At 64.8% G+C, this 25,575-nt stretch carries 24 protein-coding genes; 22 read left to right on the plus strand and 2 right to left on the minus strand.

Going from position 1 to position 25,575, the window contains the following annotated elements; all coding sequences use genetic code 11:
- Nucleotides 1–6: 6 nt before the first annotated feature.
- The 11 genes from rpsE to rplQ all read left to right on the plus strand — a co-directional run bounded on the left by rpsE (nucleotide 7) and on the right by rplQ (nucleotide 6,251).
- Entirely contained in the window at nucleotides 7–525 is a 519-nt protein-coding gene (rpsE, locus tag ACCD07_RS29480; protein WP_008444331.1) for a 30S ribosomal protein S5, read from the plus strand.
- Between the two features lie 10 nt (nucleotides 526–535).
- Nucleotides 536–718: a 50S ribosomal protein L30 gene (gene rpmD, locus ACCD07_RS29485; protein WP_090325890.1), complete on the plus strand. Its 183-nt coding sequence runs from the start codon at nucleotides 536–538 to the stop codon at nucleotides 716–718.
- A gap of 27 nt (nucleotides 719–745) precedes the next feature.
- Entirely contained in the window at nucleotides 746–1,177 is a 432-nt protein-coding gene (gene rplO, locus ACCD07_RS29490; RefSeq protein WP_166097815.1) for a 50S ribosomal protein L15, read from the plus strand.
- A gap of 32 nt (nucleotides 1,178–1,209) precedes the next feature.
- A complete protein-coding gene (gene secY / locus ACCD07_RS29495; RefSeq protein WP_117014456.1) occupies nucleotides 1,210–2,544 on the plus strand; it encodes a preprotein translocase subunit SecY in 1,335 nt (444 codons plus the stop codon).
- An 18-nt stretch (nucleotides 2,545–2,562) separates the two neighbouring features.
- Complete coding sequence (gene infA, locus ACCD07_RS29500) at nucleotides 2,563–2,781, plus strand: translation initiation factor IF-1 (protein ID WP_005663428.1); 219 nt, start codon at nucleotides 2,563–2,565, stop codon at nucleotides 2,779–2,781.
- A gap of 33 nt (nucleotides 2,782–2,814) precedes the next feature.
- The gene (rpmJ, locus tag ACCD07_RS29505; protein WP_005663407.1) at nucleotides 2,815–2,928 is read left to right on the plus strand and encodes a 50S ribosomal protein L36; all 114 of its coding nucleotides are present in this window, start codon (nucleotides 2,815–2,817) and stop codon (nucleotides 2,926–2,928) included.
- Nucleotides 2,929–2,955: 27 nt separating this feature from the next.
- Entirely contained in the window at nucleotides 2,956–3,321 is a 366-nt protein-coding gene (rpsM, locus tag ACCD07_RS29510; protein ID WP_008444337.1) for a 30S ribosomal protein S13, read from the plus strand.
- 14 nt (nucleotides 3,322–3,335) lie between these two features.
- Nucleotides 3,336–3,740 carry a 30S ribosomal protein S11 gene (gene rpsK, locus ACCD07_RS29515; protein ID WP_008444339.1) on the plus strand — a complete coding sequence of 135 codons (405 nt, stop codon included), beginning with the start codon at nucleotides 3,336–3,338 and terminating at the stop codon, nucleotides 3,738–3,740.
- A gap of 218 nt (nucleotides 3,741–3,958) precedes the next feature.
- Nucleotides 3,959–4,582 carry a 30S ribosomal protein S4 gene (gene rpsD, locus ACCD07_RS29520; RefSeq protein ID WP_176655254.1) on the plus strand — a complete coding sequence of 208 codons (624 nt, stop codon included), beginning with the start codon at nucleotides 3,959–3,961 and terminating at the stop codon, nucleotides 4,580–4,582.
- Nucleotides 4,583–4,692: 110 nt separating this feature from the next.
- Nucleotides 4,693–5,670 (plus strand): DNA-directed RNA polymerase subunit alpha, encoded by a 978-nt coding sequence (locus tag ACCD07_RS29525; RefSeq protein ID WP_008444343.1) that lies wholly within the window; start codon nucleotides 4,693–4,695, stop codon nucleotides 5,668–5,670.
- A 182-nt stretch (nucleotides 5,671–5,852) separates the two neighbouring features.
- Nucleotides 5,853–6,251, plus strand: a complete 399-nt coding sequence (gene rplQ, locus ACCD07_RS29530) for a 50S ribosomal protein L17 (protein ID WP_176655255.1) — start codon at nucleotides 5,853–5,855, stop codon at nucleotides 6,249–6,251.
- A gap of 53 nt (nucleotides 6,252–6,304) precedes the next feature.
- On the opposite strand, the gene ACCD07_RS29535 is transcribed toward rplQ, so the two are convergent.
- The gene (locus ACCD07_RS29535; RefSeq protein WP_413449385.1) at nucleotides 6,305–7,975 is read right to left on the minus strand and encodes a M20/M25/M40 family metallo-hydrolase; all 1,671 of its coding nucleotides are present in this window, start codon (nucleotides 7,973–7,975) and stop codon (nucleotides 6,305–6,307) included.
- A 144-nt stretch (nucleotides 7,976–8,119) separates the two neighbouring features.
- Here ACCD07_RS29535 and dsbD point away from each other — a divergent pair, with 144 nt between their 5' ends.
- Entirely contained in the window at nucleotides 8,120–10,018 is a 1,899-nt protein-coding gene (gene dsbD, locus ACCD07_RS29540; RefSeq protein ID WP_413449386.1) for a protein-disulfide reductase DsbD, read from the plus strand.
- Between the two features lie 2 nt (nucleotides 10,019–10,020).
- On the opposite strand, the gene ACCD07_RS29545 is transcribed toward dsbD, so the two are convergent.
- Nucleotides 10,021–10,500: a Spy/CpxP family protein refolding chaperone gene (locus ACCD07_RS29545; RefSeq protein ID WP_176655258.1), complete on the minus strand. Its 480-nt coding sequence runs from the start codon at nucleotides 10,498–10,500 to the stop codon at nucleotides 10,021–10,023.
- Nucleotides 10,501–10,697: 197 nt separating this feature from the next.
- Between ACCD07_RS29545 and ACCD07_RS29550 the strand changes: the two genes are divergently transcribed.
- The 10 genes from ACCD07_RS29550 to ACCD07_RS29595 all read left to right on the plus strand — a co-directional run bounded on the left by ACCD07_RS29550 (nucleotide 10,698) and on the right by ACCD07_RS29595 (nucleotide 25,530).
- Nucleotides 10,698–11,426 (plus strand): response regulator, encoded by a 729-nt coding sequence (locus ACCD07_RS29550; protein ID WP_176655259.1) that lies wholly within the window; start codon nucleotides 10,698–10,700, stop codon nucleotides 11,424–11,426.
- On the plus strand, nucleotides 11,423–12,778 hold the full coding sequence (locus ACCD07_RS29555) for an ATP-binding protein (RefSeq protein ID WP_176655260.1): 1,356 nt from the start codon (nucleotides 11,423–11,425) through the stop codon (nucleotides 12,776–12,778). The genes ACCD07_RS29550 and ACCD07_RS29555 overlap by 4 nt, the downstream gene beginning before the upstream one ends.
- 160 nt (nucleotides 12,779–12,938) lie before the next feature.
- Nucleotides 12,939–14,096 (plus strand): efflux RND transporter periplasmic adaptor subunit, encoded by a 1,158-nt coding sequence (locus ACCD07_RS29560; protein ID WP_413449387.1) that lies wholly within the window; start codon nucleotides 12,939–12,941, stop codon nucleotides 14,094–14,096.
- A gap of 3 nt (nucleotides 14,097–14,099) precedes the next feature.
- Nucleotides 14,100–17,249: an efflux RND transporter permease subunit gene (locus ACCD07_RS29565; RefSeq protein ID WP_413449388.1), complete on the plus strand. Its 3,150-nt coding sequence runs from the start codon at nucleotides 14,100–14,102 to the stop codon at nucleotides 17,247–17,249.
- A gap of 72 nt (nucleotides 17,250–17,321) precedes the next feature.
- Nucleotides 17,322–19,232, plus strand: a complete 1,911-nt coding sequence (locus ACCD07_RS29570) for an FAD/NAD(P)-binding protein (protein WP_413449389.1) — start codon at nucleotides 17,322–17,324, stop codon at nucleotides 19,230–19,232.
- 254 nt (nucleotides 19,233–19,486) lie between these two features.
- On the plus strand, nucleotides 19,487–20,323 hold the full coding sequence (locus tag ACCD07_RS29575; RefSeq protein ID WP_353405373.1) for a hypothetical protein: 837 nt from the start codon (nucleotides 19,487–19,489) through the stop codon (nucleotides 20,321–20,323).
- An 83-nt stretch (nucleotides 20,324–20,406) separates the two neighbouring features.
- Nucleotides 20,407–21,078: an ABC transporter ATP-binding protein gene (locus ACCD07_RS29580; RefSeq protein WP_353405371.1), complete on the plus strand. Its 672-nt coding sequence runs from the start codon at nucleotides 20,407–20,409 to the stop codon at nucleotides 21,076–21,078.
- Complete coding sequence (locus ACCD07_RS29585) at nucleotides 21,075–23,063, plus strand: HlyD family secretion protein (RefSeq protein WP_413449390.1); 1,989 nt, start codon at nucleotides 21,075–21,077, stop codon at nucleotides 23,061–23,063. Before ACCD07_RS29580 ends, ACCD07_RS29585 begins: the two co-directional genes overlap by 4 nt.
- 11 nt (nucleotides 23,064–23,074) lie before the next feature.
- The gene (locus ACCD07_RS29590; protein ID WP_413449391.1) at nucleotides 23,075–24,298 is read left to right on the plus strand and encodes an efflux RND transporter periplasmic adaptor subunit; all 1,224 of its coding nucleotides are present in this window, start codon (nucleotides 23,075–23,077) and stop codon (nucleotides 24,296–24,298) included.
- Nucleotides 24,295–25,530 carry an ABC transporter permease gene (locus tag ACCD07_RS29595; RefSeq protein ID WP_413449392.1) on the plus strand — a complete coding sequence of 412 codons (1,236 nt, stop codon included), beginning with the start codon at nucleotides 24,295–24,297 and terminating at the stop codon, nucleotides 25,528–25,530. Before ACCD07_RS29590 ends, ACCD07_RS29595 begins: the two co-directional genes overlap by 4 nt.
- Nucleotides 25,531–25,575: the final 45 nt, after the last annotated feature.

The raw sequence follows: 25,575 nt of genomic DNA on the forward strand, positions 1-25,575 counted from the left end.
ACGATCATGGCAAAAATGCAAGCAAAAATGGCAAGCGACAAGCCGGATGACGGCATGCGCGAAAAAATGATCGCGATCAACCGCGTGACCAAAGTGGTCAAGGGTGGTCGTATCATGGGTTTCGCCGCGCTGACCGTGGTTGGTGACGGCGATGGCCGCATCGGCATGGGCAAGGGCAAGTCGAAGGAAGTACCGGTTGGTGTGCAGAAGGCAATGGAAGAAGCCCGTCGCAACCTGATCAAGGTCTCCCTGAAGAACGGCACCCTGCAGCACACCGTTACCGGCCGTCACGGCGCATCGAAAGTGATGATGTCGCCTGCGAAACCAGGTACCGGCGTCATCGCCGGCGGCGCAATGCGCGCAATCTTCGAAGTAATGGGCGTGACCGACGTCGTGGCGAAATCCACCGGCTCGAGCAACCCTTACAACCTGGTGCGCGCCACGCTGGATGGTCTGGCAAAAATGAGTACTCCTGCTGAAATTGCTGCGAAACGCGGCAAGTCGGTAGAAGAGATCCTGGGCTAAGGTGAACGACATGACAACTAAAACCGTCAAAGTACAATTGGTCAAGGGCTTGATCGGCACGCGTGAAGATCACCGTGCCACCGTCCGCGGTCTGGGCCTGCGTCGCGTCAACTCGGTCTCCGAGCTGCAAGACACCCCATCCGTGCGCGGCATGATCAACAAAGTCTCGTACCTCGTTAAAGTAGTTGCGTAAGCCCCCGGGCTTACACACGGAGAAATCATGGAACTGAATACCATACAACCAGCCGATGGCGCTAAGCACTACAAGCGTCGCGTCGGCCGCGGTATCGGCTCCGGTCTGGGTAAAACCTCGGGCCGTGGTCACAAGGGTCAAAAATCGCGTTCGGGCGGCTTCCACAAAGTCGGTTTCGAAGGCGGTCAGATGCCTCTGCAACGCCGTCTGCCTAAGCGCGGTTTCAAGTCGCTCAACGCCACCTTCAAAGCTGAAGTGCGCCTGTCCGACCTGAACAAGCTGGCTGTCGGCGATGTCGACATCCTGGTGCTGAAGCAAGCTGGCGTACTGAGCGTGCTGGCACGCGACGTGCGCGTCATTCTGTCCGGCGAGATCACCAAAGCGGTGAACCTCAAAGGCCTGAAAGTGACCGCTGGCGCGAAAGCCGCCATCGAAGCAGCCGGCGGCTCGGTAGCCTGAGTTGACCGCTAACAGCTTGATCGGAGCGAAAATTGGCGACTAACCCACAATTAGCTAAAAGTGCAGCAGCTGGTTTCCCCTGGGGCCGGCTCTGGTTCTTGCTTGGCGCATTGGTGGTTTATCGTATCGGCGCTCACATCCCGGTTCCCGGGATCGATCCGGTACAATTGGCCGCGCTGTTCAAGTCGCAAGAGGGTGGCATCCTGGGCATGTTGAACATGTTCAGCGGTGGCGCTCTCGCGCGCTTCACAGTCTTTGCGCTGGGTATCACGCCTTACATCTCGGCCTCGATCATCATGCAGCTGGTGTCGATCGTCTCGCCGCAGATGGAAGCGCTCAAAAAAGAAGGCGAAGCAGGCCGTCGCAAGATCACCCAGTACACCCGGTATTTCACGGTGGTGCTGGCGTCGTTCCAGGCGTTCGGCATTGCAGTCGCACTGGAGTCGCAAGCTGGCCTGGTGCTGGATCCAGGCTTTGCATTCCGTTTCGTGACGGTCGTGACGCTGTTGACCGGAACCATGTTCGTGATGTGGTTGGGCGAGCAGATTACCGAGCGCGGTCTCGGTAACGGCATCTCGATCATCATCTTCGCGGGTATCGCCGCCGGCCTGCCGGGCGCGCTGGGAGGCCTGGCCTCGTCGGTGAGCAACGGTTCGATCGGTGCCTTGTCCGCGATCATCATCATGATCCTGGTTGTGGCGGTGACGTTCTTCGTGGTGTTTGTCGAACGTGGCCAACGCAAGATTCTGGTGAACTATGCGAAACGCCAGGTGGGTAACAAGATTTACGGTGGACAAACGTCGCACCTGCCATTGAAATTGAACATGGCCGGCGTGATCCCACCGATCTTCGCTTCGTCGATTATCTTGTTCCCGGCAACGATCGTGGGCTGGTTTACGACGGGCGCCGACACGGCCAACCCGGCGGTCCGGTTCCTGAAAGATTTGGCAGCATCGATGGGGCCAGGCGAGCCCATCCACGCACTGTTGTACGCCATTGCGATCGTGTTTTTCTGTTTCTTCTATACAGCGCTGGTCTTCAACAGCAAGGAAACAGCGGATAACTTGAAGAAGAGCGGGGCCTTTGTGCCAGGGATACGTCCCGGTGAGCAGACTGCCCGTTACATCGACAAGATCCTGACACGTTTGACACTGGCTGGCGCCATCTACATCACTTTGGTGTGTTTGTTGCCGGAATTCATGCAAGCCGAGTGGAAGGTACCGTTTTATTTTGGCGGCACCTCTCTGTTGATTATTGTAGTTGTGACCATGGACTTCATGGCGCAGGTACAAAACTACGTGATGTCGCAGCAATATGAATCGCTGCTGCGCAAAGCAAATTTCAAGGGCGGAATTCCGACGCGATAAGCGCGGTAAACATACCGAATGGCAAAAGACGACGTCATACAGATGCAGGGCGAGATTCTTGAGAATCTCCCGAATGCAACATTTCGAGTAAAGCTGGAAAACGGACACGTGGTGCTCGGGCATATTTCGGGTAAAATGCGGATGAACTATATCCGCATTCTTCCTGGCGACAAGGTGACGGTAGAGCTGACACCTTACGATCTGAGCCGCGCACGCATCGTGTTCCGGACCAAGTAACTATAGATAATCGAACCAAGAAGAGAGAGCAAAATGAAAGTTAACGCCTCAGTCAAGCGGATCTGCCGCAACTGCAAGATCATCAAGCGCAAGGGCGTTGTTCGCGTAATCTGCGTCGAACCACGTCACAAGCAGCGTCAAGGTTAATAACCGTTATTTATCGAGGAATAACGAATGGCACGTATTGCAGGGGTTAATATCCCCAATCATCAGCACACCGTTATCGGCCTGACGGCCATCTACGGTGTAGGCCGTCCACGCGCAAAGTTCATCTGCGCCGCAACGGGTATCGCGACCAATAAAAAGGTCAAGGATCTGGACGACAGCGAACTGGAAAAGCTGCGCGATGAAGTAGCTAAATTCATCGTCGAAGGCGATCTGCGCCGCGAACTGTCCATGAACATCAAGCGTTTGATGGATCTGGGTTGCTACCGCGGCATGCGTCACCGTAAGGGCCTGCCGGTCCGCGGTCAGCGCACCCGCACCAATGCACGTACCCGCAAGGGCCCGCGCAAAGCCGCTCAATCGCTCAAGAAATAATCTAGGGAAATCACATGGCTAAGCAACAAAGCAGCGCAGCAGCAGCGCGCGTACGCAAGAAGGTCAAGAAGAACGTTGCCGAAGGTATCGCGCACGTTCACGCTTCCTTCAACAACACCATCATTACCATCACCGACCGTCAGGGCAATGCGCTGTCGTGGGCAACCTCCGGTGGTGCTGGCTTCAAGGGTTCGCGTAAATCGACCCCGTTCGCAGCGCAGGTTGCGGCTGAAGCAGCTGGTAAAGTCGCGGTTGAGTGCGGCGTGAAGAACCTGGAAGTGCGCATCAAGGGCCCTGGTCCTGGTCGCGAATCCGCAGTGCGCGCACTGAACAACCTGGGCATCAAGATCACCGAGATCCAGGACGTTACCCCAGTGCCGCACAACGGCTGCCGTCCTCCAAAACGTCGTCGTATCTAATAGTCCGGTCGGCGGCGAAGTTCGCTTCGCCTCCTTCCCGCTGTTAAAAAAATCGCTGGAGCAGATGACCGGAAACGGTTATACTGCCCGGCTATTGTCGTCTGTCTGGCTGATATGCCGGCAGACTTTAGCCACGTCCGGCCCGTGAGGTCAGGACTAGCGCCTAACTGTGAGCAACTGCACAGCTGGGGCGTCATCATTTAAAAAAAGGAAGCATCGTGGCACGTTATATCGGACCTAAAGCAAAACTCTCCCGTCGTGAAGGTACTGACCTGTTCCTGAAGAGCGCACGTCGCTCGCTGGACAGCAAGTGCAAACTGGACGTCAAACCAGGCCAGCACGGCGTCAAGTCGGGTGCCCGCACCTCGGACTACGGCAACCAGCTGCGCGAAAAGCAAAAAGTCAAGCGTATGTACGGCGTGCTGGAACGTCAGTTCCGTCGCTACTTCGCAGAAGCCGACCGCCGCAAGGGCAACACCGGCGAAACCCTGCTGAAGCTGCTGGAAACCCGCCTGGACAACGTCGCATACCGCATGGGCTTCGGCTCGACCCGCGCTGAAGCGCGTCAGCTGGTATCGCACAAAGCCTTCACCGTGAACGGCCAGGTTGTGAACATCGCTTCGTACGTGGTCAAAGTCGGCGACGTCATCGCTGTCCGCGAAAAGTCGAAAAAGCAAGTGCGTATCGTTGAAGCGCTGTCGCTGGCTGAACAAGTCGGCATGCCAGCCTGGGTGTCGGTCGACTCCAAGAAAATGGAAGGCACCTTCAAGTCCCTGCCAGAGCGCAACGAGATCGCCAACGACGTCAACGAATCGCTGATCGTCGAACTGTACTCGCGTTAATCTGTAGTCTAGCAGCACCAAAACCCGCCCACTCGCTCGAGTGGGCGTTTTCACTAATGCCATCAGCCTTATCGGCCTAACGCGCCGAGGGTATTGAAAAGGACATTTACATGCAAAACAGTCTGTTGAAGCCACGTATTATCGATGTAGAGGCGCTGGGCGCCGGCCACGCTAAAGTAGTGATGGAGCCGTTCGAACGCGGCTATGGCCATACATTGGGTAATGCGCTGCGTCGCGTGCTGCTGTCGTCGATGGTGGGCTACGCGCCGACCGAAGTGACGATCGCGGGCGTTGTACACGAATACTCGTCGCTCGACGGCGTGCAGGAAGACGTCGTTGACCTGCTGCTGAACCTGAAGGGCGTGGTCTTCAAAGTCCACAACCGTGACTCCGTCACCCTGACCCTGAAAAAGGAAGGCGAAGGCGCCATCCTGGCTTCGGACATCGATCTGCCACACGACGTGGAACTGATCAATCCGGACCACGTGATCGCTCACCTGACCGCCGGCGGCAAACTGGACATGCAGATCAAAGTCGAAAAAGGCCGTGGCTATGTGCCGGGTAACGTACGCCGCCTGTCCGAAGACACCAACAAGACCATCGGCCGCATCATTCTGGATGCATCGTTCTCGCCGGTTCGCCGCGTTTCCTACTTCGTCGAGTCCGCTCGCGTGGAACAGCGTACCGACCTGGACAAGCTGATCATCAACATCGAAACCAACGGCGTGATTTCGCCGGAAGAAGCGATCCGTCAATCGGCCCGCGTGCTGGTCGATCAACTGAACGTGTTCGCCGCCCTGGAAGGCACCGAAGCCGCTGCCGAAGCCCCATCGCGCGCACCGCTGGTCGATCCTATCCTGCTGCGTCCGGTGGACGACCTGGAGCTGACCGTCCGTTCGGCCAACTGCCTGAAAGCGGAAAACATCTACTACATCGGCGACCTGATCCAGCGTTCGGAAAACGAACTGCTGAAGACGCCGAACCTGGGCCGCAAGTCCCTGAACGAAATCAAGGAAGTGCTGGCTTCCCGCGGCCTGACCCTGGGCATGAAGCTGGAAAACTGGCCGCCTGCAGGCCTGGAAAAATAACAAATTGGGTGACAGTGCCGGACATCGCGCAGCGATGTTCGGTCCTGTTACCAACTGATTTGCATTTTGTAGTACCGCCCGGCGCATGTTGTGCCGGGCGTATATCCCTAGAACCGGTCCGCGCTCCCCGTCAAACGTGAGCGATCGAAGAACTCGGATTTAAACACCTGAAAGGAAGTACCATGCGTCACCGTCACGGCCTCCGTAAACTGAATCGTACCTCGTCCCACCGTCTGGCTATGCTGCGCAACATGACCGTTTCCCTGCTGCGTCATGAAGCCATCAAAACCACGCTGCCAAAAGCTAAAGAGCTGCGCCGCGTAGTTGAGCCTATCCTGACCATGGGCAAGACCGACACCCTGGCTAACAAGCGTCTGGCATTCTCCCGCCTGCGCGATCGTGAAATGGTTCTGAAGCTGTTCGCAGAACTGGGCCCACGCTACGCAAACCGCAACGGCGGCTACCTGCGCATCCTGAAAATGGGTTTCCGTGTTGGCGACAACGCTCCAATGGCTTACGTTGAGCTGATGGACCGTCCAGAAGTCACCGACATCGACAGCGCCCCAACCGCGGAAGAGTAATCTTCGCAGTTGCAGCAACGTTAGAAGAAAGCCAGGCTCAGCCTGGCTTTTTTTTATTTGAGGCGCTGGTCGCCGGCCGCCTTGAACTCCGAGCCGGCGCTCCATTCCGGCGTGGTGCCCTGCGCGATGTCGAGCCCGACCTGGAACAGCAGCTGGATGTCCTGCACCGCGCCGCTGAAGTCCCAGTTGCTGCGGACGTTGTCGGTCACCTGGTGGTAGTCGTGCGCGACATAGCTGTCGACCACCTCGTGCGCATAGCTGTCCGGCTTGTCCAGGTAGCGGCTGCGGGCCTTGGTGTACAGCACCGGCACGCCCACGCGCGCGAACTCCAGCTGGTCGGCGCGGTAGAAGCTGCCCAGCTCCGGCCGGCTATCCTTCTCCATCAGGCGGCCCTGCGTCTTCGCATATTTCTCCAGCAGGCCGTCGATGCTTGAATGGCCCGACGTCACGTTCTCGATCTGCGCCGTCTTGCCCCAGGCGTTGATGCCGTCGATATTGATGTTGGCCACCGTCTGCTTCAGCGGATACAGCGGATGGCTGGCGTAGTATTTCGCGCCCAGCAGGCCGCGTTCCTCGGCCGTGGTCGCCACGAACAGGATGGAGCGCTTGGGCGCCTTCGGCAGCGCCTTGTAGGCCTTGGCGATCTCCAGCAGCGCGGCGATGCCGGAGGCGTTGTCCAGTGCGCCGTGATAGATCTGCTTGCTGCGCTCGCCCGGCAGCCGCTCGTCGATGCCCAGGTGGTCCCAGTGGGCACTGTAGATCAGGTATTCATGCTTCAGCTTGGGATCGCTGCCGGGTATCATCGCCACCACGTTGTTCGAGTTGACGGTGCGCGCGGTGTTGTCCACCTTGAAGTCCGCCGTGGCCTTCAGGCTGACGGGACGGAAGTCCCGGGTCAGCGCCTGGGCTTTCAGCGTGTCGAAGTCGTAGCCGGCGGCTGCCATCAGCTCCCTGGCCTTGGCCAGCTGGATCCAGCCCGGCACCGTCGGCGCGTCCGGATCGGCGCCGTCGCGCAACAGGCTGAACTGCTCGGCGTTGCCGCCGCTGCGCACCACGTCCCACGGATAGGCGGCCGGCTTGGTCTCGTGGATGATGATGGCGGCCGCCGCGCCCAGCCTGGCGGCGATCTCGTACTTGTAGGTCCAGCGTCCATAGTAGGTCATGGCGTTGCCCTTGAACATGGACGGATCCAGTTTCGACGGGTCCTTCGGATCGGGAACGGCCGGGTCGTTAATCAGCATCAGGATGGTCTTGCCGCGCACGTCGACGCCCTTGTAGTCATCCCAGCCATATTCCGGCGCCTGCACGCCGTAGCCGACAAACACGATCTCGGAATTGGCGACGTTGACGCTGGTCGGCTGGCTGGTCGAATGGGCAACATAGTCTTCCGGGAAATTCAACGCGACCGTCTTGCCGCCGACCTGGTAGCTGAAGGTTGGCGTCGGCGTCAGGCCGCGCATCGGCACAGCCTGTATCCAGCTGCCGTTGGGGTTGCCCGGCTTCAGGCCCAGCTTCTTGAATTGCTGCTCGATGTAGGCGACCGTCTTCGCTTCGCCCGGGGAGCCCGGCGCGCGGCCCTCGAAGTCGTCCGACGCCAGCGTCGTGATGTGAGCGAGGATCTCCGGCGCCGAGATCGCGCTCAGGGCCTTGACGGGGGCTTGCGCGCCGGCCGACGCCAGGGCCAGCGCCAGGACGGAAAACAGCAGGGGGCGGGTGTTGGTCATCTGTTGCTCCTGAGCGGGAAAGTGTTGAGTTTCGCACAAAAACCGGAGACGTTGCAGGGATTAAGAAGGGATTAAGCCCCGCCTCAGGCGGGAAAAGCAGCCCCGGTGTACTATGCTGGTGCTCGTTTCGTCGAAAGAAAACTCATGCTCCGTTTCGCCCGTCTGTTCGCCCCGCTGCTGTCGCTGATCGCCCTGTTGCTGGCTCGTCCCGCGCTGGCCGATGACGGTTTCCTGGAGCCGGATGCGGCCTTCAAATTCTCGGCGCAGATGGTCGACGGCCATACACTGTCGGTCAGCTTCCAGATCGCCGACGGCTACTATATGTACCGCGAGCGCTTCAAGTTCAAGGCGGACGGCGCCAAGCTGGGCGCGCTGGCCATCCCGGCCGGCACCGTGCACTTCGATGAAACCTTCGGCAAGAACGTCGAGACCTATCGCAAGACCGTCACCATGACGATGCCGGTCGATGCCGCCGGCGCGTTCACGCTGCTGGCCACCGGCCAGGGCTGCTCGGACAAGGGCCTGTGCTACGCGCCGCAGGATTACAAGATACAGCTGGTGGGCAGCGGCAGCGTGCCGCTGCCTGCAGCTGCTGCGGTTGCGACCGCGTCGCCCTCAGCCGGTGCCGCCGCAGCGGGCGCATCGTCCGCTCCGGCCGCCGCCATCGGCGAAGGCACGCCCGCCGCCGTCACGCCGGGCGTCACCATCGTCGCCATCCCGACGCCCAAGGTCGCCGTCATCTCGCCGCCAGCTCCGCCGGTTGCCGCAGCCGCCGCCCCGGCCACCGAATCCGGCCGCCTGGAAGCGGCCCTGAAAGGCGGCAAGCTGCTGGTCATCCTGCCGCTGTTCGCGCTGCTGGGCCTGGGCCTGTCGTTCACCCCGTGCGTGTTGCCGATGGTGCCCATCCTGTCCTCGATCATCGTCGGCGAAGGCGCCAGCAGCAGCCGTGGCCGCGGCTTGCTGCTGTCGGTCACCTACTCGCTGGGCATGGCCATCGTCTACACCGCGCTCGGCGTGGCTGCCGGACTGGCGGGCGAGGGCCTGGCCGCCGCGCTGCAAAATCCGTGGGTGCTGGGCAGCTTCGGCGTGTTGATGGCGATCCTGTCGCTGTCGATGTTCGGCTTCTACGAGCTGCAGGTTCCGGCCGCGCTGCAGTCCAAGCTGAGCACCGTGTCGAACCGTCAATCTTCCGGCAAGCTGGCCGGCGTGTTCGTGATGGGCGCCATCTCCGCGCTGATCGTCGGCCCGTGCGTGGCCGCGCCGCTGGCCGCCGCGCTGGTCTACATCAGCCAGAGCCGCGACGTCGTCATCGGCGGCGCCGCGCTGTTCGCGATGGCGGTCGGCATGAGCGTGCCGCTGATGCTGGTCGGCGTCTCGGCCGGAGCCTTGCTGCCGCGCGCCGGCATGTGGATGGACGCCGTCAAGCGCTTCTTCGGCGTGCTGATGCTGGCGATGGGCTGGTGGCTGGTGGCGCCGGTGCTGCCGGCGGCGGTGCAGATGCTGGGCTGGGCCGCGCTGTTCGTCGGCTATGGCATGCATCTGCTGATGAATTCGGGTAAGTGGGTGGCCAAGTCGGTGGGCGTGATCGTCGCCGTGCTGGGCCTGATGCAGCTGATCGGCGTGGTCAGCGGCGGCCGCGATCCGCTGGCGCCGCTGGCCCACCTGGCCGGCGGCAAGCATGAGGCGCCGCTGGCCTTCCAGCGCGTCAAGACCGTGCAGCAGCTCGACGCCGTGCTGGCGCAAACCGGCGGCAAGACCGCGATCCTGGACTTCTACGCGGACTGGTGCGTATCCTGCAAGGAGATGGAAAAACTGACCTTCGTCGATCCGCAAGTGCGCGCCCGGCTGGCCAACACCATGCTGCTGCAAGTGGACGTGACCGCCAACGATGCCGACGACAAGGCCATGCTGAAGCGCTTCGGCCTGTTCGGCCCGCCGGGCATCATCCTGTTCGACAAGGCCGGCAAGGAAATCGACGGCGCCCGCGTCATCGGCTTCCAGGACGCGGCGAAGTTCACCGCGTCCCTGTCCCGCCTGAACTAGGCTCAGCCGCGGTGGCCGCCCCAGCCGCCGCGATGGCCGTGGAAACCGCCATGCTTGCCGCCCATCGTATTGTCGTCGAAGATGGCTTTCTGCTCGGTGGTCAGCTGGCCGTAGAACGCGGTCAGCGCCGGCAGCGTCGCCTCCATCTTCGCTTCGTGCTGCTTGGCCATCTCGATCATCTTGCTCAGGCGATCAGGCGCCGACAAGGTGGCGAACGATGTGTGGTCAGCCGCGCCGGTGGCGGCCGGCTTGATCGCCGCCTGGTAGGTCGCCCAGGCCGATTCCTGTTGCGCGGTCAGCTTCAGCAGGTCGTGCAGCTTGGCCTGGCGCTTGGCGAACATTTCCGCCATCTTGGCCTGCATCTGCTCCTTGCTGACGACGGCGCCGTGACGGCCGGCCGGCGGCGTCGTATCCTGTGCCTGTGCGGCGGCCATACCCAGTACGGTAAAACCGATCAGTATGCTTTTGCGTAAGACGTTCATGGTCGTTCCTTTATCATTGAAAGTTAGGTATCGCGGTGCGTTGGTCACCGCGCTTGAACCCATGTTGGCAGCGCTAGGTTGCCGCCAAGTTTCGCGGCCCGAAGTTTTTGTATCCATATGTTTCGACCCTATGGTCATATACAAGACGATACAATTGGTGATTGGTCACACGGGGCCGAACTGGGGATAATTAGCATATGGAACCCACATCTACTATCTTGATCGTCGACGACGACCGCGACATCCGCACCCTGCTGGCAGATTACCTCGAATCTAACGGTTACCGCGCCCTGTGCGCCGCCGACGGCATCGCCATGTGGAAGCTGCTCGACGAAGCCCGCCCCGACCTGGTCGTGCTCGACCTGAACCTGCCGGGCGACGACGGCCTGACCTTGTGCCGCAAGCTGCGCGCCCACTCGACGCTGCCGGTGATCATGCTGACCGCACGCAACGAACCGCTGGACCGCATCCTCGGCCTCGAGATGGGCGCCGACGACTACCTGCCGAAGCCGTTCGAGCCGCGCGAGCTGCTGGCGCGCATCCGCAGCGTGCTGCGCCGCAGTAACGCCATGCCGTCCGGCAGCGGCACCGACAAGGCGCAGCAGATGCGCTTTTCCGGCTGGACCCTGGACCTGACCGCGCGCCACCTGCTCAATCCGGACGGCATCGTCATCATGCTGTCGGGCGCCGAGTTTCGCCTGCTCAAGGTCTTCCTCGAGCATCCGAACCGCGTGCTCAACCGCGACCAGCTGCTGAACCTGACGCAGGGCCGCGACGCCGATCCGTTCGACCGCTCGATCGACATCCAGATCAGCCGCCTGCGGCAGAAGCTGGGCGAGGACGCGCGCCTGCCGCAAATCATCAAGACCGTGCGCAACGGCGGCTACGTGCTGGCCGGACAAGTGACCGTGGAGCCGCTAGCGTGAAAGCCTTTTTCGGATCAATGACCGGGCGCGTGTTCCTGATCCTGCTGCTCGGTATCGTCGCCTCGGCGGCGCTGACCCAGTGGCTGGCCGTCGGCGAACGCACGCGCGCGCTGGAACGCTACCGCGATTTCCATGCGCTGGAGCGGGCCGAACAATTGATCACCACGGCGGACGTGCTGCCGGAAGCGTCGCGCCCGACCTACCTGCGCATGGCCAATCGCGGCACGGTGCGCCTGGAGCGCAGCGACGTGCCGAGCGCCACCGCGCTGCCGCAGACCGAATTTTCCGCCACCTTGCAGCAGCGCCTGGGCGACGGCTTCAAGCTGGGCCCGCTGGTCGAGCATCCGGCCGCCTGCGACCTGCCGCGCCAGTCCCCCAATATGTTCGCGCCCAGCCAGTGGCGCGGCACCTGCGAAACCATGAACGTGCGGCTGCACGACGGCCAAGTGCTGAAGCTGTCCGTGCTGCCGCCGCGCTCGCCGCCGCCGTCGGCCCACAGCGAGCTGCTGACCATGCTGCCTTTCCTCATCAGCATTACCGCGCTGGCCTACCTGGTCACGCGCATGACGGTGCGTCCGCTGAAGCTGCTGGCGCAGGCCGCCAAGGACCTGGGCAACGACATCAACCACCCGCCGGTGGTGCTGAGCGGCGCGGCGGAAATCCGCCAGGCCAGCGCCGCCTTCAACGCCATGCAGGCGCGCATCCGCCAGCACATCATGCAGCGCACGCAAATGCTGGCGGCGATCACGCACGACCTGCAAACCCCGCTGACCCGCCTGCGCCTGCGGCTGGAAAAAGTCGGCGACGCGGAATTGCAGCAGCGCCTGATCGACGACCTGTCGGCGATGCAGCAGATGGTCAAGGAAGGCCTGGATCTGGCGCGCAGCATGGACACCACCGAAACCATGCAGGCGCTGGACCTCGATTCGCTGCTCGACAGCGTGTGCAGCGACGCCACCGACGGCGGCCAGCAGGTCGAGCTGCGCGGCAGGGCGGCGATGGCGCTGATGGGACGTCCGCTGGCGATCCGCCGCTGCCTGGTCAACCTGATCGACAACGCGGTGAAATATGGACATTACGCCAACGTGACGGTCGAGCGCATGGTCGGCGCCGCCCGCATCCGCATCCGCGACGGCGGTCCCGGCATCGACCAGGACCAGATGGCGCGCGTGTTCGAACCGTTCTACCGCATCGAAACCTCGCGCTCGCGCGAATCCGGCGGCACCGGCCTGGGGCTGACCATCGCCCGCAATATCGCCGAGCAGCACGGCGCCAACGTCATGCTGTCCAACCATGCGGACGGTGGACTGGAAGTCACTCTGATCGTTCCGGAATACTACGCCGGCTCCTGACGGGACCACCGCCGTTCCCACACCGCTGCGCCCAGCCCCCGCGCAGAAAAAAACCGTCCGGCGGCTGTCGCCGCGCGGTTTTTCCAACAAATACTATGCGACAATATTCCGCCTTATGCACGGCGGCAATATTTTACGACGGTAAAACCTGGTTCAAAAAATGAAAAAATCTTCCTTAGCAATCCTGGCCGGCGCCATCGCCGTCATCGGCGGCGGCATCTGGTACACGACCCACGGTTCGGGCGAGCAGCAAGCCGGCGCCAAGCCCCTGAACGGCAGCGGCCCACAAGGCCCGACCACCGTCAGCGTGATCGCGCCCAGCCGCCAGGATGTGCCGGTCGTGCTGCAGGCCAACGGCACCGTGACCCCGATCAGCACCGTCGACCTGCATCCGCAAACCACCAGCACCATTTCCAGGGTCCATATCAAGGAAGGCCAGTTCGTCAAATCGGGCGAGCTGATGTTCACGCTGGACGACCGCAGCGAGCGCGCCAACGTCGACAAGGCCCAGGCCCAGGTCGAGCGCGACCGCGCCGCGCTGGCCGACTACGAGCGCCAGTACAAGCGCTCGATGGAGCTGCTGTCGAAGAACTTCATCGCCCAGGGCGCGGTCGACACGCTCAAGAGCCAGGTCGATTCGGCGCGCGCGCTGCTGCAGTCCGACATCGCCGCCGCCCGCTCGGTCGGCGTGGACGCCAGCTACACCAGCATCCGCGCGCCGATGACGGGCCGCGTCGGCGCCATCAACGTCTACCCGGGCAGCCTGGTGCAGCTGGCGACGTCGCTGACCACCATCACCCAGCTGGACCCGATCACCGTCGCCTTCACCCTGCCGGAATCGGCGCTGGCCGGCTTGCTGCAGGCGCAGCATGAAGGGCCGGTCACGGTCAAGGTCGCGCTGGGCAGCTCCGACAAGGAAATCACCGGCGCGCTGAGCTTCATCGACAACACCGTCGACCCGGTGGCCGGCGTGATCCGCGTCAAGGCCCAGTTCGACAACAAGGACACCAACCTGTGGCCCGGCCAATACGTCAACACCCGGCTGATCTCCCATGTGCTGAAAGATGCAACGGTGATCCCGCAAAACGCTATCATTAGCAATAGCCGAGGTACATTCGTGTACGCGGTCGATGCCGACCAGTCCGCCAAGGTGGTCAACATCAAGCGGCTGTACGCGTTTGGCGACAACGCCGCCGTATCGGGACTGAGCGGCAGCGAGAAAGTCATCGTCGACGGCAAGCAGAACCTGCGGCCGGGCGGCAAGGTGCGCGTCGCGTCGGCCGACAAGCCGGCCGACGGCGCGAAAGAGAAGGGCTAAGCAATGAACCTTTCAGAACTATGCATCCGCCGGCCGGTGATGGTGGTGCTGCTGTCGCTGAGCCTGATATTGGCCGGCGTGCTGGCCTACTTCTACATTCCGGTCGCCGCGCTGCCGAGCTACAACACCCCGGTCATCAACGTCTCGGCCGACCTGCCGGGCGCCTCGCCGGACACGATGGCCTCGTCCGTCGCGCTGCCGCTGGAAAAGCAGTTCTCCACCATCGCCGGCCTGGCGATGATCACCTCGACCAACACGCTGGGCAATTCCTCGCTGACGCTGGAGTTCGATCCCAGCATCAACGTCAACGAAGCGGCGGTCGACGTGCAGGCCGCGCTGCTGCGCGCGCAGCGCCAGCTGCCGGTCGAGATGACGGATCTGCCGTCCTACCGCAAGGTCAACCCGGCCGACGCGCCGGTGCTGTTCATGACGATGAATTCGCCGTCGCTGACCTTGTCCGAGCTGAACGACTACGCCGAGAACCTGATCGCGCCGTCGCTGTCGACCCTGCCGGGCGTGGCGCAGGTGACGGTCAACGGCCAGAAGCGCTTTGCCGTGCGCGTGCGCGCCAAGTCCGAGCTGATGAACGCCCGCAACATGACGCTCGACGAGCTGCAGCAGGCGATCAAGTCGGCCAACGCCAACACGCCGCTGGGCGTGCTTGACGGCCCGAGCCAGACGCTGACCATCCAGGGCAATGCCCAGATGATGAAGGCGTCCGAATTCGCCGAGCTGATCATCGCCATGCGCAACGGCGAGCCGGTGCGGCTGAAGGACGTGGCCGACGTGCAGGACAGCTTCCAGTCGGTCAAGAGCTACGGCAGCTACAACGGCGAGCGCTCCATCGTGCTGCTGGTGCAGCGCCAGCCCGACGCCAACACCGTGCAGGTGGTCGACGGCGTGCGCCGCCTGCTGCCGCGCTTCAAGGCGCAGCTGCCGGCGTCGATCAACATCAACCTGGTCAACGACCGCTCGGTGTCGATCCGCGAAGCGATCCACGACGTCAACCTGACCTTGCTGCTGACCATCGCGCTGGTGGTGCTGGTGATCTTCCTGTTCCTGCGCCGCGCCGCCGCCACCTTCATCCCGGCCATCACGATGCCGATCTCGCTGCTGGGCGCGCTGGCCCTGCTGTACGCCTTCGGTTACAGCCTGGACAACGTTTCGCTGCTTGGCATCACGCTGGCGGTTGGCCTGGTGGTCGACGACGCGATCGTGGTGCTGGAAAACATCGTGCGCCATATCGAACTGGGCAAGAAGCCTTTGCAAGCCTCGCTGGTGGGCGCCAGGGAAATGGGCTTCACCATCATCTCGATCTCGGTGTCGCTGGTGGCCGTGTTCATTCCCATCTTCTTCATGCCGGGCGTGATCGGCCTGATGTTCCACGAATTCGCCGTGGTGGTGGCGCTGTCGGTGCTGGTGTCGGCGGCGGTGTCGCTGATGCTGGTGCCGATGCTGGCCAGCCGGCTGCTGCCGGCCGACGCCATCGATCCGGAACACGACAAGGGCGGCTTCATCGGCCGCTGGTTCGAGACCGGCTTCACCGCGCTGCGCAACGGCTACGTGCGCACGCTGGACATCGCGCTGCACCACCGCTATGTCGTGCTGGCCGCCGCGGTGGGCACCTTCGCGCTGACCGCCGTGCTGTACATCACGATCCCGAAAGGCTTCTTCCCGGAGGAGGACCTGGGCCAGATCCGCGTCAGCACCGAGGCATCCGAGGATATCTCGACCTCGGCCATGCTGGCGCTGCAGGACCGCGTGGCGGCCGTCATCAAGGCCGACCCCAACGTGCAGGACGTGACCTCGTTCACCGGCGGCGGCAACAGCGGCCGCATGTTCCTGGTGCTCAAGCCGCGCAACCAGCGCGACAAGATGCCGCAGGTGCTCGACAGCCTGCGCCAGGCCACCAGAAAGGTCGCCGGCATTTCCGTCTACCTGAGCCCGGTGCAGAACCTGCAGCTGGGCGGACGCCAGTCCAAGAGCCGCTACCAGTACACGCTGCAGTCGGTCAGCCCCGGCGCGCTGAACGAATGGGCAGAGAAATACCTGGACCGCCTGCGCGCCGATCCGGACTTCCGCGACGTCACCAGCGATTCGCAGAACAAGGGCCTGCAGGCGTCGCTGAAGATAGACCGCGACAAGGCCAACAACCTGGGCGTGGCCATCGGCGACATCCGCACGGCGCTGTACCTGGCCTTCGGCGAGCGCCAGGTGTCGACCATCTACTCGCCGGCCGCCAGCTACTACGTGATCATGGAGGCGGCCGACGCCGACCGCCAGTTCGACAGCGCGCTGACCAAGATTTCGGTGCGCAACAAGACCGGCCAGCTGGTGCAGCTGTCCAGCTTTGCCAGCGTCGAGCGCACCATCGGCCCGACCGCCGTCAACCACCAGGGCCAGCTGCAGGCGATCACGCTGTCGTTCAACCTGGCGCCGGACGTGCCGCTGGGCACGGCCACCGCCAAGATCGACAAGATGGGCGCGGACATGCATCTGCCGGCGTCCATCATCACCAACTACGGCGGCGACGCGGCCGTGTTCCAGAGCTCGCAGAGCAGCCAGCTGATCCTGATCATCGCCGCGCTGGGCGTCATCTACGTGCTGCTGGGCGTGCTGTATGAAAGCTATATCCACCCGCTGACCATCCTGGCCGGCCTGCCGTCGGCCGCCGTGGGCGCCTTGCTGACCCTGCGCCTGTTCAACCTGGACCTGACGATGATCGCCATCATCGGCATCCTGATGCTGATCGGCATCGTCAAGAAGAACGCCATCATGATGATCGACTTCGCGCTGCACGTGCAGCGCAACGAGGGCCGCACGCCGGCCGAGGCGATCCGCGAAGCCTGCGTGCTGCGCTTCCGCCCGATCATGATGACCACCATGGCCGCGCTGATGGGCGCCTTGCCGATCGCGCTGGGCCTGGGCGCCGGCGCCGAGCTGCGCCAGCCGCTGGGCCTGGCGGTGGTCGGCGGTCTGATCTTCTCGCAAGTGATCACCTTGTACATCACCCCGGTGATCTACCTGTTCCTCGACAAGTACAGCGGCAGCGGACCGATGGGCGACGACGAGCTCGCCGACGACGCCGCGCAGCCGGTGCCGGAAGGTGTGCACGCCGTGCCACTGAAAGCGGTGAACACCGTCAAGCATTGAGCGGTGACAAGCTGAGCGGGAGACCGCCTCTTTATCATAGGCAAGTTGGCTACGATGAAAGGGCGGTCGCAGATGAAGCGTTACAGTGTCACCATCATCGGCATGGGCCCGCGCGGGCTCAGCGTATTTGAGCGCATCGCCGCCATCGCCGGCAGCCGCCAGCTGCCGCTCGACATCATCCTGGTCGAACCCGGCGAATGCGGCCCGGGCGTGCACGGCATGCGCCAGCCCCAGCATCTGCTGATCAACACCATCGCCAGCCAGGTCACGCTGTTTCCCGCCGCTGGCGCCGTGCGCCACGCGCCGGTATGCGCGACGCCGTCGCTGACCGCGTGGGCGCGCCAGGCCGGCTACCGCCGCGTCGGCGAGCGTTTCTACCGCCTCGGCGACCACGGCGGGGCCGACATCACCGAAGCCGACTACCTGCCGCGCTGCCTGCTGGGCGAATACCTGGCCTGGGCCTACCAGCAGATCGCCGCCGCGCTGCCGGCCAGCACCACGCTGACGCACCACCGCCTGCGCGCCGCCGACCTGTGGCAGCAGCCGGACGGCCGCTGCGCCATCGAGCTCGACAGCGGCTTCATGGTCTACAGCGATTTCGTCTTCCTGACGACCGGCCACGGCCGCAACCTGCCCAGCGACCTGGACGCCTGGCTGGGCAAGTTCGCCCAGGATCACGCGCGCTACAACAGCCGGCTGGGCTTCGTGCGCCATGTTTATCCGCTGGACAAGCTGGATCGCATCGCCGCCGACGCCCGCGTGGCGATCCAGGGGCTGGGCCTGAGCGCGCACGACGTCATCGCCGAGCTGACGACGGGGCGGGGCGGCGTTTTCGCGCAGGGCGAGCAAGGCTTGCTGTACCGCCGCTCCGGCCGCGAACCGCAGCTGACGCTATGTTCCCGCAACTGCCTGCCGTACGCCGCGCGCGGCGTCAACCAGAAGGGGCTGGACGGCCGCCACCAGCCGCGCTATTTCACCCCCGACGCGGTGGACGCGCTGCGGCGCATGGCGCTGTCCGGCCGGGGCAGCCGCCAGCTCGATTTCGACCGCGAACTGCTGCCGCTGCTCAAGCGCGAAATGGCCTGGGTCTACCGCGCCACGCTGGCGCTGGCCGCGCCGGACGGCGCCGTGCCCGATCCCGCCGCCTTCGTGCCCAGTGCGCAGGACGAGGCGCTGATCGACGAGCTGCTGTTCCCGCTGCGCGAGCGCCAGTTTGCCACGCTGGACGACTTCCGCCACTTTTTCACCGGCTGGCTGCGCGCCGACCTGGCCGAGGCGCGGCTGGGCAACGTCGGCAGCGCGGTCAAGGCCGCCACCGACGCGCTGCGCGACGTGCGCGCCACGCTGCAGGCGGCGATCGAGCACGGCGGCCTGACGCCGACCTCGCACCGCAAGTTCCTCAACGTCTACCATCCGGCCATCAACCGCGCCGCCTTCGGCCCGCCGCTGCGGCGCAACCAGGAATTGCTGGCGCTGCTGGACGCCGGCGTGGTCACCATCGTTTCCGGCCCCAACAGCACCATCGACATCGACGAATATGATTCGACCTTTGTGCTGGGCACCAAATTCGGCGGCGGCACCGTCAAACACCCGGTCGATGTGCTGGTAATTGCCCGCCTGGACGGCTTTTTTCCCGAAATCGACGAATCCTTACTTATCCGTAATATTCTCAAAAGAGGGCTGGTGCGGCCCTATTACAACGGCGTTTTCCACCCCGGCGGCATCGAAATCGACGCCGACTGCCGGCCGGTCGATGCCCGCGGCAAGGCCGCCGCCGGCATCTGGGCGCTGGGCTATCCGGTGGAGGGCGCGCACTACTACACCCATGCCTTGCCCCGGCCGCAGCTGCGTTCGCGCCAGGTTTTAGACGCGGATCGCTGCGTAAACGCGATGTTTGGCCTGATGGAGGAGGCGCCCCGCCGCGGCGCGCGCCACCGCGCCGCCGCCGCGTCCGCCACGGCCTTGCCGCAGCCGATTTCGTGAGATTGCTGATACATACGGTAACACCCATCAAGACGCGGAACTTGTAAGCTACTCCCGGTATATACCCTGGAGCGTACGCGTTGCCGTCCGGCGCGCTATCATGGCCCCTGTTCAGCAGTTCCCAAAATCGCGGGACTCTGGCACTATGGCCGCATTTTTGTCGACTTCGTTCCCACCCAAGGTTTGCTATTTTGCACCACGATTCCCACATACTTTCTGCAAATTCCGAATATTGCGAAACGTGCGGCCAGCGCTTGCCTGAGCCGGGGGCGAGGTACGCCGATTGGGATCGCAAGTCGCAGTCGCGCCGGGTCGGCATCGGTATTTCCATCGCGCTGCACTTGCTGGGCGTGCTGTACTACTTCCTGTCGCCGGCGCCCGAGCGCAAGCATTCGGCCCCGCCCAAGGGCGGCGTGATGGTGTATATCGCGCCGCTGCCGGACAAGGCGCCGAACAAGCCGCAGCCGAAGAAGACCGAGGTGGCCAAGGCCAGCAAGCCGCCGCCGCCGCGCAAGCAGGTGGTCAGCAAGGAGGCGCCGGCGGCGATCCGGCCGAAGCTGGAAACCTATGTGCCGCCGGTGCAGGCGACGATGACGCCGCCGCCCGAGGCGGACATGTCGGAAATGATCGCCAAGCGCCGCGCCGCGCGCGAAGCCAACAATCCGCAGCCGGCGCCGCCGGCGCCGACCGAGACCGAGAACGAGCGCGCCACCCGCATCGCCAAGGCCAACATCGCCGGCGCGCAGGGCCGTTCCGGCGGCGCCGACAAGGACGACACGGGCGGCATCTTCTCGGTGGACAAGAGCTACCACAGCGCGGACGTCAAGTTCCGCGGCTGGAACACCAACTTCAAGCGCAACTGGACGCAGCAGGTGCACGTGGAGCAGGGCGCCGAGCCGGACATCGAGACGGCCGTGGTCAAGGAAATGATCAAGGTGATCCGCAAGGAAAAGCAGGGCGATTTCCCATGGGAATCGCGCCGCCTCGGCAAAGTGGTCATCATGAGCGCGCGCAAGGAAGACGAGAAGGACCTGATCGCCTTCTTGCTCAAGGAAATGTTCCCCGAGTACACGCGGGGCGCCAGCCGCTAGCGGCCCCGCGTTGTGAAAAAATGTTGTACTGTTCGTCAATTGCTTAATTGACAGCATCAGCCGTGGACGGGATACTGCCACGGATGATTGAGCTCAGCGCTATCCGCAAAACCTACCGCCAGGGCGGCAACGACATCCGTGCGCTCGACGGTGTCGACCTGCATATCGCCTCCGGCGAATTTGTCGCAGTCATGGGGCCGTCGGGCTCGGGCAAGTCCACGCTGCTCAACGTGCTCGGTGTGCTGGACCGGCCCGACAGCGGCCGCTACCGGCTTGCCGAGGACGACGTCAGCGCCCTCGACGACGATGCCGCCTCCGACGTGCGCAACCGCCGCATCGGCTTCGTGTTCCAGTCCTTCCACCTGCTGCCGCGCCTGACGGTGCTGGAAAACGTGCTGCTGCCGCAGCGCTACGCCCGCGCCGCCGATCCGGAAGCGGCCGGCCGCGCCATCGCGCTGCTGGAGCGCATCGGCCTGGGCGAGCGGGTCGGCCACCTGCCGGGACAACTGTCCGGCGGCCAGTTGCAGCGCGCCGCCATCGCCCGCGCGCTGCTGAACCGGCCGGCGTTGCTGCTGGCCGATGAGCCGACCGGCAACCTCGATTCCCGCAGCGCCGCCGAGGTGATGGCGCTGTTGCGGGAACTGCACGCAGGCGGACAGACGCTGGTGCTGGTGACCCACGATCCGGACGTTGCCGCCGCCGCCCAGCGCACCATCCACCTGCGCGATGGCCGTATCGACGAGGCCGCCGCGTGAGGCCGCGTCTGCGGCCAACGACGATTGCGCTGCTGTGCGCGCTGCCGTTGCTGGCCGCCGGCATCGCCGCCGCCGTGTCCGCCGTGTCTTCTGCCGCTGCACCGCCATCGCCTGCGGCGCCGGCGCGGCAGGCCGTTGCCGGGGCCGCACCCATCGCCCGGCCGGTATTGCTGACCGGTGAAATCGAAGCGCTGGACACGCAAACCATCGTCGTGCCGCCGTCGATGTCGGCGCCTGTGGTGCTGCGCAACTTCGTGGCCGAAGGCACGCCGGTCAAGGCCGGCGACCTGGTGCTGCGGATTGAAACCAGCGGCGGCGCCAACATCGACCGCATGAAGATCGAACTGCAACGCGCCATCGCGCGCACCCAGCGCGAGGTCGCCAATCTCGAGGCCGGCGCCATCGATACCGAGAAAGCGCTGATCAGCGCCGAGGCCGCGTTGGCCAAGGCCAAGGTCGACGCCGCGCTGCCGAAGCTGCAGATCACGCCCCTCAACTACGACCGCTACCAGGCCGAGCTGGACCGCGCCACCCGCGACCTGGCGATCAAGCGGGAAACCCGCGACAACTATCTGCGCTCGGTCGATCGCCGGCGCGAGGATGGCGAGCTGGAAATGAAAAAAATGCAGATCAACCTGGCTTTCCAGATCGCCCAGTTGAAGCAGTCCGAAGTGCGTGCCGAGCGCGATGGTGTGGTGGTGCATGGCTACAGCCCTTGGAAGGGAGAGCGCTTCGAGGAGGGGGCGTCGGCCTGGCCCGGCAACGCGGCCGGCGTGGTGCAGGGCCAGGGCCAGATGGCGGCCAGCGCCTGGGTGCTGGAAGCGGACCGGCCCTACCTGTCCGAGGGCCAGGACCTGAGCCTGCGCTTCGACGCGCTGCCCGGCGCCGCGCTGACCGGCAAGATCCAGTCCATCACCAGCGCGCCGGAAGCGCGCGCCAGCTGGGGCCGGGGCCGCTATTTCCGCGTGCGCATCGGGCTGCCGGAAGGGCACGGCTTGCCGCTGGTGGCGGGCATGAGCGTGTTTGCCGAACCGCGCACGGCGGCAGCGGCCGTGCGTCCGCCGCCGCCGTCGGTGCAGCTGCTGGCCATCGAGGGCGAGATCGCGTCGCGCCAGGCGCTGCCGGTGTCGCCGCCGTCCATTCCGTATGTGTGGCAATACAAGCTGGCCAGCATCCCTCCCGAAGGCACGCTGGTCCAGGCCGGCCAGCCGATCGCCCAGTTCGAGGCCGGCGAGGTCACCACGCAGCTGATGCAGCAGCAGGGCCAGCTCAACGAAAAGCGGCGCGCGCTGGAAAAGCTGCTGCTCGACCAGGCCGAGGCCGACCGCGCCGGCGAGCTGGCGGTGGCCGAGGCGCAGAGCAATGCCGAGAAGTCCGAGCGCAAGGCCAGCCAGCCGAAGGAACTGATACGCCGCGTCGACTATGACAAATTGGTCATCGAACGCACGGAAAAAACCGCGCTGGCCAAGCTGGCGGTGCAGCAGCGCGCGGCACAAATCCGCGCCCGCCATGCCGAACGCGCCGACCTGGAATCCGAAGTGGCGGACTTGCAACTGCAACAGGCCGCGCTGGCCAAGGGCCAGGCGGCGCTGACCGTGATCGCGCCGCGCAAGGGGCTGCTGATGTATCGCAGCAATTTCAGCGGCGAAAAATTCAGCGTGGGCAGCCAGGTGTTCATGGGCCTGTCGGTCGCCACGCTGGCCGATCCCGAGCAGCTGTACATCAACGCCGCGGTGCCCGAGGCGCAGGCTTCCAGCGTCCATGTCGGCCAGCAGGCGCGGGTGACGGTGCCTGGCGCCAACCAGGCGCTGAACGCGCACGTGGTCGCGCTGGGGCGCGCCTTCCACGGCAAGTCCACCGCGCAGTCGACCATCGTGCGCAATGTCGAACTGCAGTTTGATGGGACACCGGCCGGCCTCAAGCCGGGCGCCGCCGTGCAGGCGGTGCTGGTCGTCGATGCCGGCGGCAAGGAGCGCAGCCGATGAAGCAGCGAGTGATGAAGCAGCGACTGCCGAGCCTGCGGCTGGCCGCATCATCGTTGGCGCTGATGCTGGCGCTGGCCGCCTGCGGCGACCGTGAGCCGGCCGCATCCGGCGCCATCGAAACGCTGGCCGCGCGGCCGTGGGCCGAGACGCTGCAGGTCGACGGCGAAATCAATGCCGCCGCCAGCACCATGCTGGCCGTGCCCGGCAGCGGCTGGAGCCAGCGCGTGTTGGTGAGCATGGTGGCGGAGGGCAGCGCGGTCCGCCAGGGCGACGTGGTGGCGCGCTTCGACGCGCCGCAGTCGCGCATGGAATTGTCGCAGGCCGAACTGGAACTGCTGCGCAAGACGCTGGCCGAAGCCGGCAACGCCGCCAACGCCGCCGTCGAACGCAGCACACTGGCCGGCGAGCGCGCCAAGGTCGAGGACGACCTGGGCCTGAGCCGGCGCTACGCCGACGTCGACCTGACCATCTTCGCCCGCAACACCATCCTCGACGCGCTGGCCGACGTCGGCTTCCTCGGCGCCAAGCGCAGCTATCTGGACTGGAAGAGCGGCCAGGCGCAGACGCGCGCGGCGGCCCAGGACGCGGTGCTGCACTCGCAGCGCGACAGCATCGAGCAGGCCGCCGGGCGCAACCGCGACAGCCTGGCCGCGCTGGACCTGGTGGCGCCGCACGACGGCGTGTTCCTGCTGGTGCCGCGCTGGGACGGCGCCAAGCCGGAAATCGGCGCCAGCCAGTCGGCCGGACAGGTATTCGGCATGCTGCCCGACCTGCGCCAGCTGGTGGCGCACTTCAGCGTGGCCGAGGGACAGGCCTTCGGCTTGAAGGCCGGCCTGCCGGTGCAGGTGCGCCTGGCCGGCACCGGCACCGCACTGGCGTTGACGGTGACCCGCGTCGGCAGCACCGCCGGCACCGTCTCCGCCGAATCGCCGGTCAAGTACAGCGACTTCGACGCCGCCATTCCGAACGAGACGGCGCTCAAGCTGGGCCTGAAGCCGGGCCAGGCGCTGCGGGGCAGCGTGCAGCTGGTGGCGCGGCCGGCCGCGCTGACCGTGCCCAACCTGGCGCTGGTGCAGGATGGTTCCGGCTACGCCGTCTATACCGAGGAGCAGGGCAAGCCGGTGCGGCACAAGATCGAACTGGGCCAGCGCGGTCCGGTGCGCAGCGAACTCAAGAGTGGGCTGGCGGCCGGCGCGCGCGTCGTGCTGCTGCCGCCGGCGGCGGTGAAGTCATGAACCTGGCGCTGATACGCGAAGCGGTCACCGAACTGCGGCGGCGCAAGCTGCGCACCGGGCTGACCTTGCTGGGCATGATCTTCGGCGTGGCCGCCATCGTCGCCATGCTGGCGGTGGGCGAGGGCGGCCGGCGCGAGGCGCTGCGGCTGGTGGCCGAGCTGGGACTGGACAATGTGCTCGTCGAAAGCAAGGCCATCGAACCCGAGCGCTTGAAGGAAATCCGCACCCGCTCGCTGGGCCTGTCCGCCGCCGACGCCGAAGCGGCGCTGTCGGTGGTGCCGGGCGCGCAATCGGTGGCGCTGAAAAAGGAGATCAAGGTCGACCAGCTGGTGCTGGGCGACAAGGTGGTGACGGGCCGCGCCTACGCCGTGTCGCCGTCGTATGCGTCGCACAGCGGCATGACGGTGGCCAGCGGGCGCTGGCTGGCCGCGCAGGACGGCGCCACGCTGGCGCCGGTGTGCGTGGTCGGCGCGCGGCTGGCGCGCACCCTGTTCGGCGACGGACCGGCGATCGGCCAGCGCGTCAAGCTCAACCACGTCTGGCTGGAAGTGGTCGGCATCCTGGCCGACCGCGCGCAGAGCAAGTCCGATTTCGAAGGCGTGAAGCTGGGGCTGGATGACGAACGGCTGTTCGTGGCCTGGGAGACCGGCCGCGCGCGCTTCAGCTTCAAGCGCATCGAGGACGAGGTGGACGGCATCAGCGTGCGGCTGGGAAGCGGCGTGGCGCCGGACAGCGCGGCGCGCGTGCTGCAGGCGCTGATCGCGCAGCGCCACGGAGGCGCCGACGACACCAATCTGATCGTGCCGATGGGGCTGTACCGCCAGAATCAGCAGACGCAGCGGATCTTCACCATCGTCATGAGTTCGATCGCGGCGGTGTCGCTGCTGGTGGGCGGCATCGGCATCATGAACATCATGCTGGCCAATGTGCTGGAGCGGCGGCGTGAAGTGGGGTTGAAGCGGGCGCTGGGCGCGCGCCGGCGCGATGTCATCGAGCAGTTCCTGGCGGAGGCGCTGGTGATCGCCGTCAGCGGCGCCCTGCTGGGCTTGGCGCTGGGCGCGGTGGCCGCCTACAGTATCGCGGCGCTGGCCGGATGGTCGGTCGCGTGGTCGCCGTTGAGCCTGATGGTGGCGGTGCTGCTGTGCGTCGGCGTCGGGCTGGCGTTCGGCGTGTTCCCGGCGCGCCAGGCCGCCGCGCTCGACCCCATCGCCGCGCTGCGCAGCGACGGATAAAAAAGCGGGGTCAGTTCCGGCAATGTGCCACGCGTGGCACATTGC

This window comes from Duganella sp. Dugasp56 (assembly GCF_047304105.1).
Classification (GTDB): domain Bacteria; phylum Pseudomonadota; class Gammaproteobacteria; order Burkholderiales; family Burkholderiaceae_D; genus Rugamonas; species Rugamonas hordei.

Excerpts from the sequence above, each read along its gene's own strand:
- rpsE (WP_008444331.1), top strand. The coding sequence starts at position 7 with ATGGCAAAAATGCAAGCAAAAATGGCAAGCGACAAGCCGGATGACGGC.
- rpmD (WP_090325890.1), top strand. The coding sequence starts at position 536 with ATGACAACTAAAACCGTCAAAGTACAATTGGTCAAGGGCTTGATCGGC.
- rplO (WP_166097815.1), top strand. The coding sequence starts at position 746 with ATGGAACTGAATACCATACAACCAGCCGATGGCGCTAAGCACTACAAG.
- infA (WP_005663428.1), top strand. The coding sequence starts at position 2,563 with ATGGCAAAAGACGACGTCATACAGATGCAGGGCGAGATTCTTGAGAAT.
- rpmJ (WP_005663407.1), top strand. The coding sequence starts at position 2,815 with ATGAAAGTTAACGCCTCAGTCAAGCGGATCTGCCGCAACTGCAAGATC.
- rpsM (WP_008444337.1), top strand. The coding sequence starts at position 2,956 with ATGGCACGTATTGCAGGGGTTAATATCCCCAATCATCAGCACACCGTT.
- rpsK (WP_008444339.1), top strand. The coding sequence starts at position 3,336 with ATGGCTAAGCAACAAAGCAGCGCAGCAGCAGCGCGCGTACGCAAGAAG.
- ACCD07_RS29525 (WP_008444343.1), top strand. The coding sequence starts at position 4,693 with ATGCAAAACAGTCTGTTGAAGCCACGTATTATCGATGTAGAGGCGCTG.
- rplQ (WP_176655255.1), top strand. The coding sequence starts at position 5,853 with ATGCGTCACCGTCACGGCCTCCGTAAACTGAATCGTACCTCGTCCCAC.
- ACCD07_RS29535 (WP_413449385.1), bottom strand. The coding sequence starts at position 7,975 with ATGACCAACACCCGCCCCCTGCTGTTTTCCGTCCTGGCGCTGGCCCTG.
- dsbD (WP_413449386.1), top strand. The coding sequence starts at position 8,120 with ATGCTCCGTTTCGCCCGTCTGTTCGCCCCGCTGCTGTCGCTGATCGCC.
- ACCD07_RS29545 (WP_176655258.1), bottom strand. The coding sequence starts at position 10,500 with ATGAACGTCTTACGCAAAAGCATACTGATCGGTTTTACCGTACTGGGT.
- ACCD07_RS29550 (WP_176655259.1), top strand. The coding sequence starts at position 10,698 with ATGGAACCCACATCTACTATCTTGATCGTCGACGACGACCGCGACATC.
- ACCD07_RS29560 (WP_413449387.1), top strand. The coding sequence starts at position 12,939 with ATGAAAAAATCTTCCTTAGCAATCCTGGCCGGCGCCATCGCCGTCATC.
- ACCD07_RS29565 (WP_413449388.1), top strand. The coding sequence starts at position 14,100 with ATGAACCTTTCAGAACTATGCATCCGCCGGCCGGTGATGGTGGTGCTG.
- ACCD07_RS29570 (WP_413449389.1), top strand. The coding sequence starts at position 17,322 with ATGAAGCGTTACAGTGTCACCATCATCGGCATGGGCCCGCGCGGGCTC.
- ACCD07_RS29580 (WP_353405371.1), top strand. The coding sequence starts at position 20,407 with ATGATTGAGCTCAGCGCTATCCGCAAAACCTACCGCCAGGGCGGCAAC.
- ACCD07_RS29590 (WP_413449391.1), top strand. The coding sequence starts at position 23,075 with ATGAAGCAGCGACTGCCGAGCCTGCGGCTGGCCGCATCATCGTTGGCG.
- ACCD07_RS29595 (WP_413449392.1), top strand. The coding sequence starts at position 24,295 with ATGAACCTGGCGCTGATACGCGAAGCGGTCACCGAACTGCGGCGGCGC.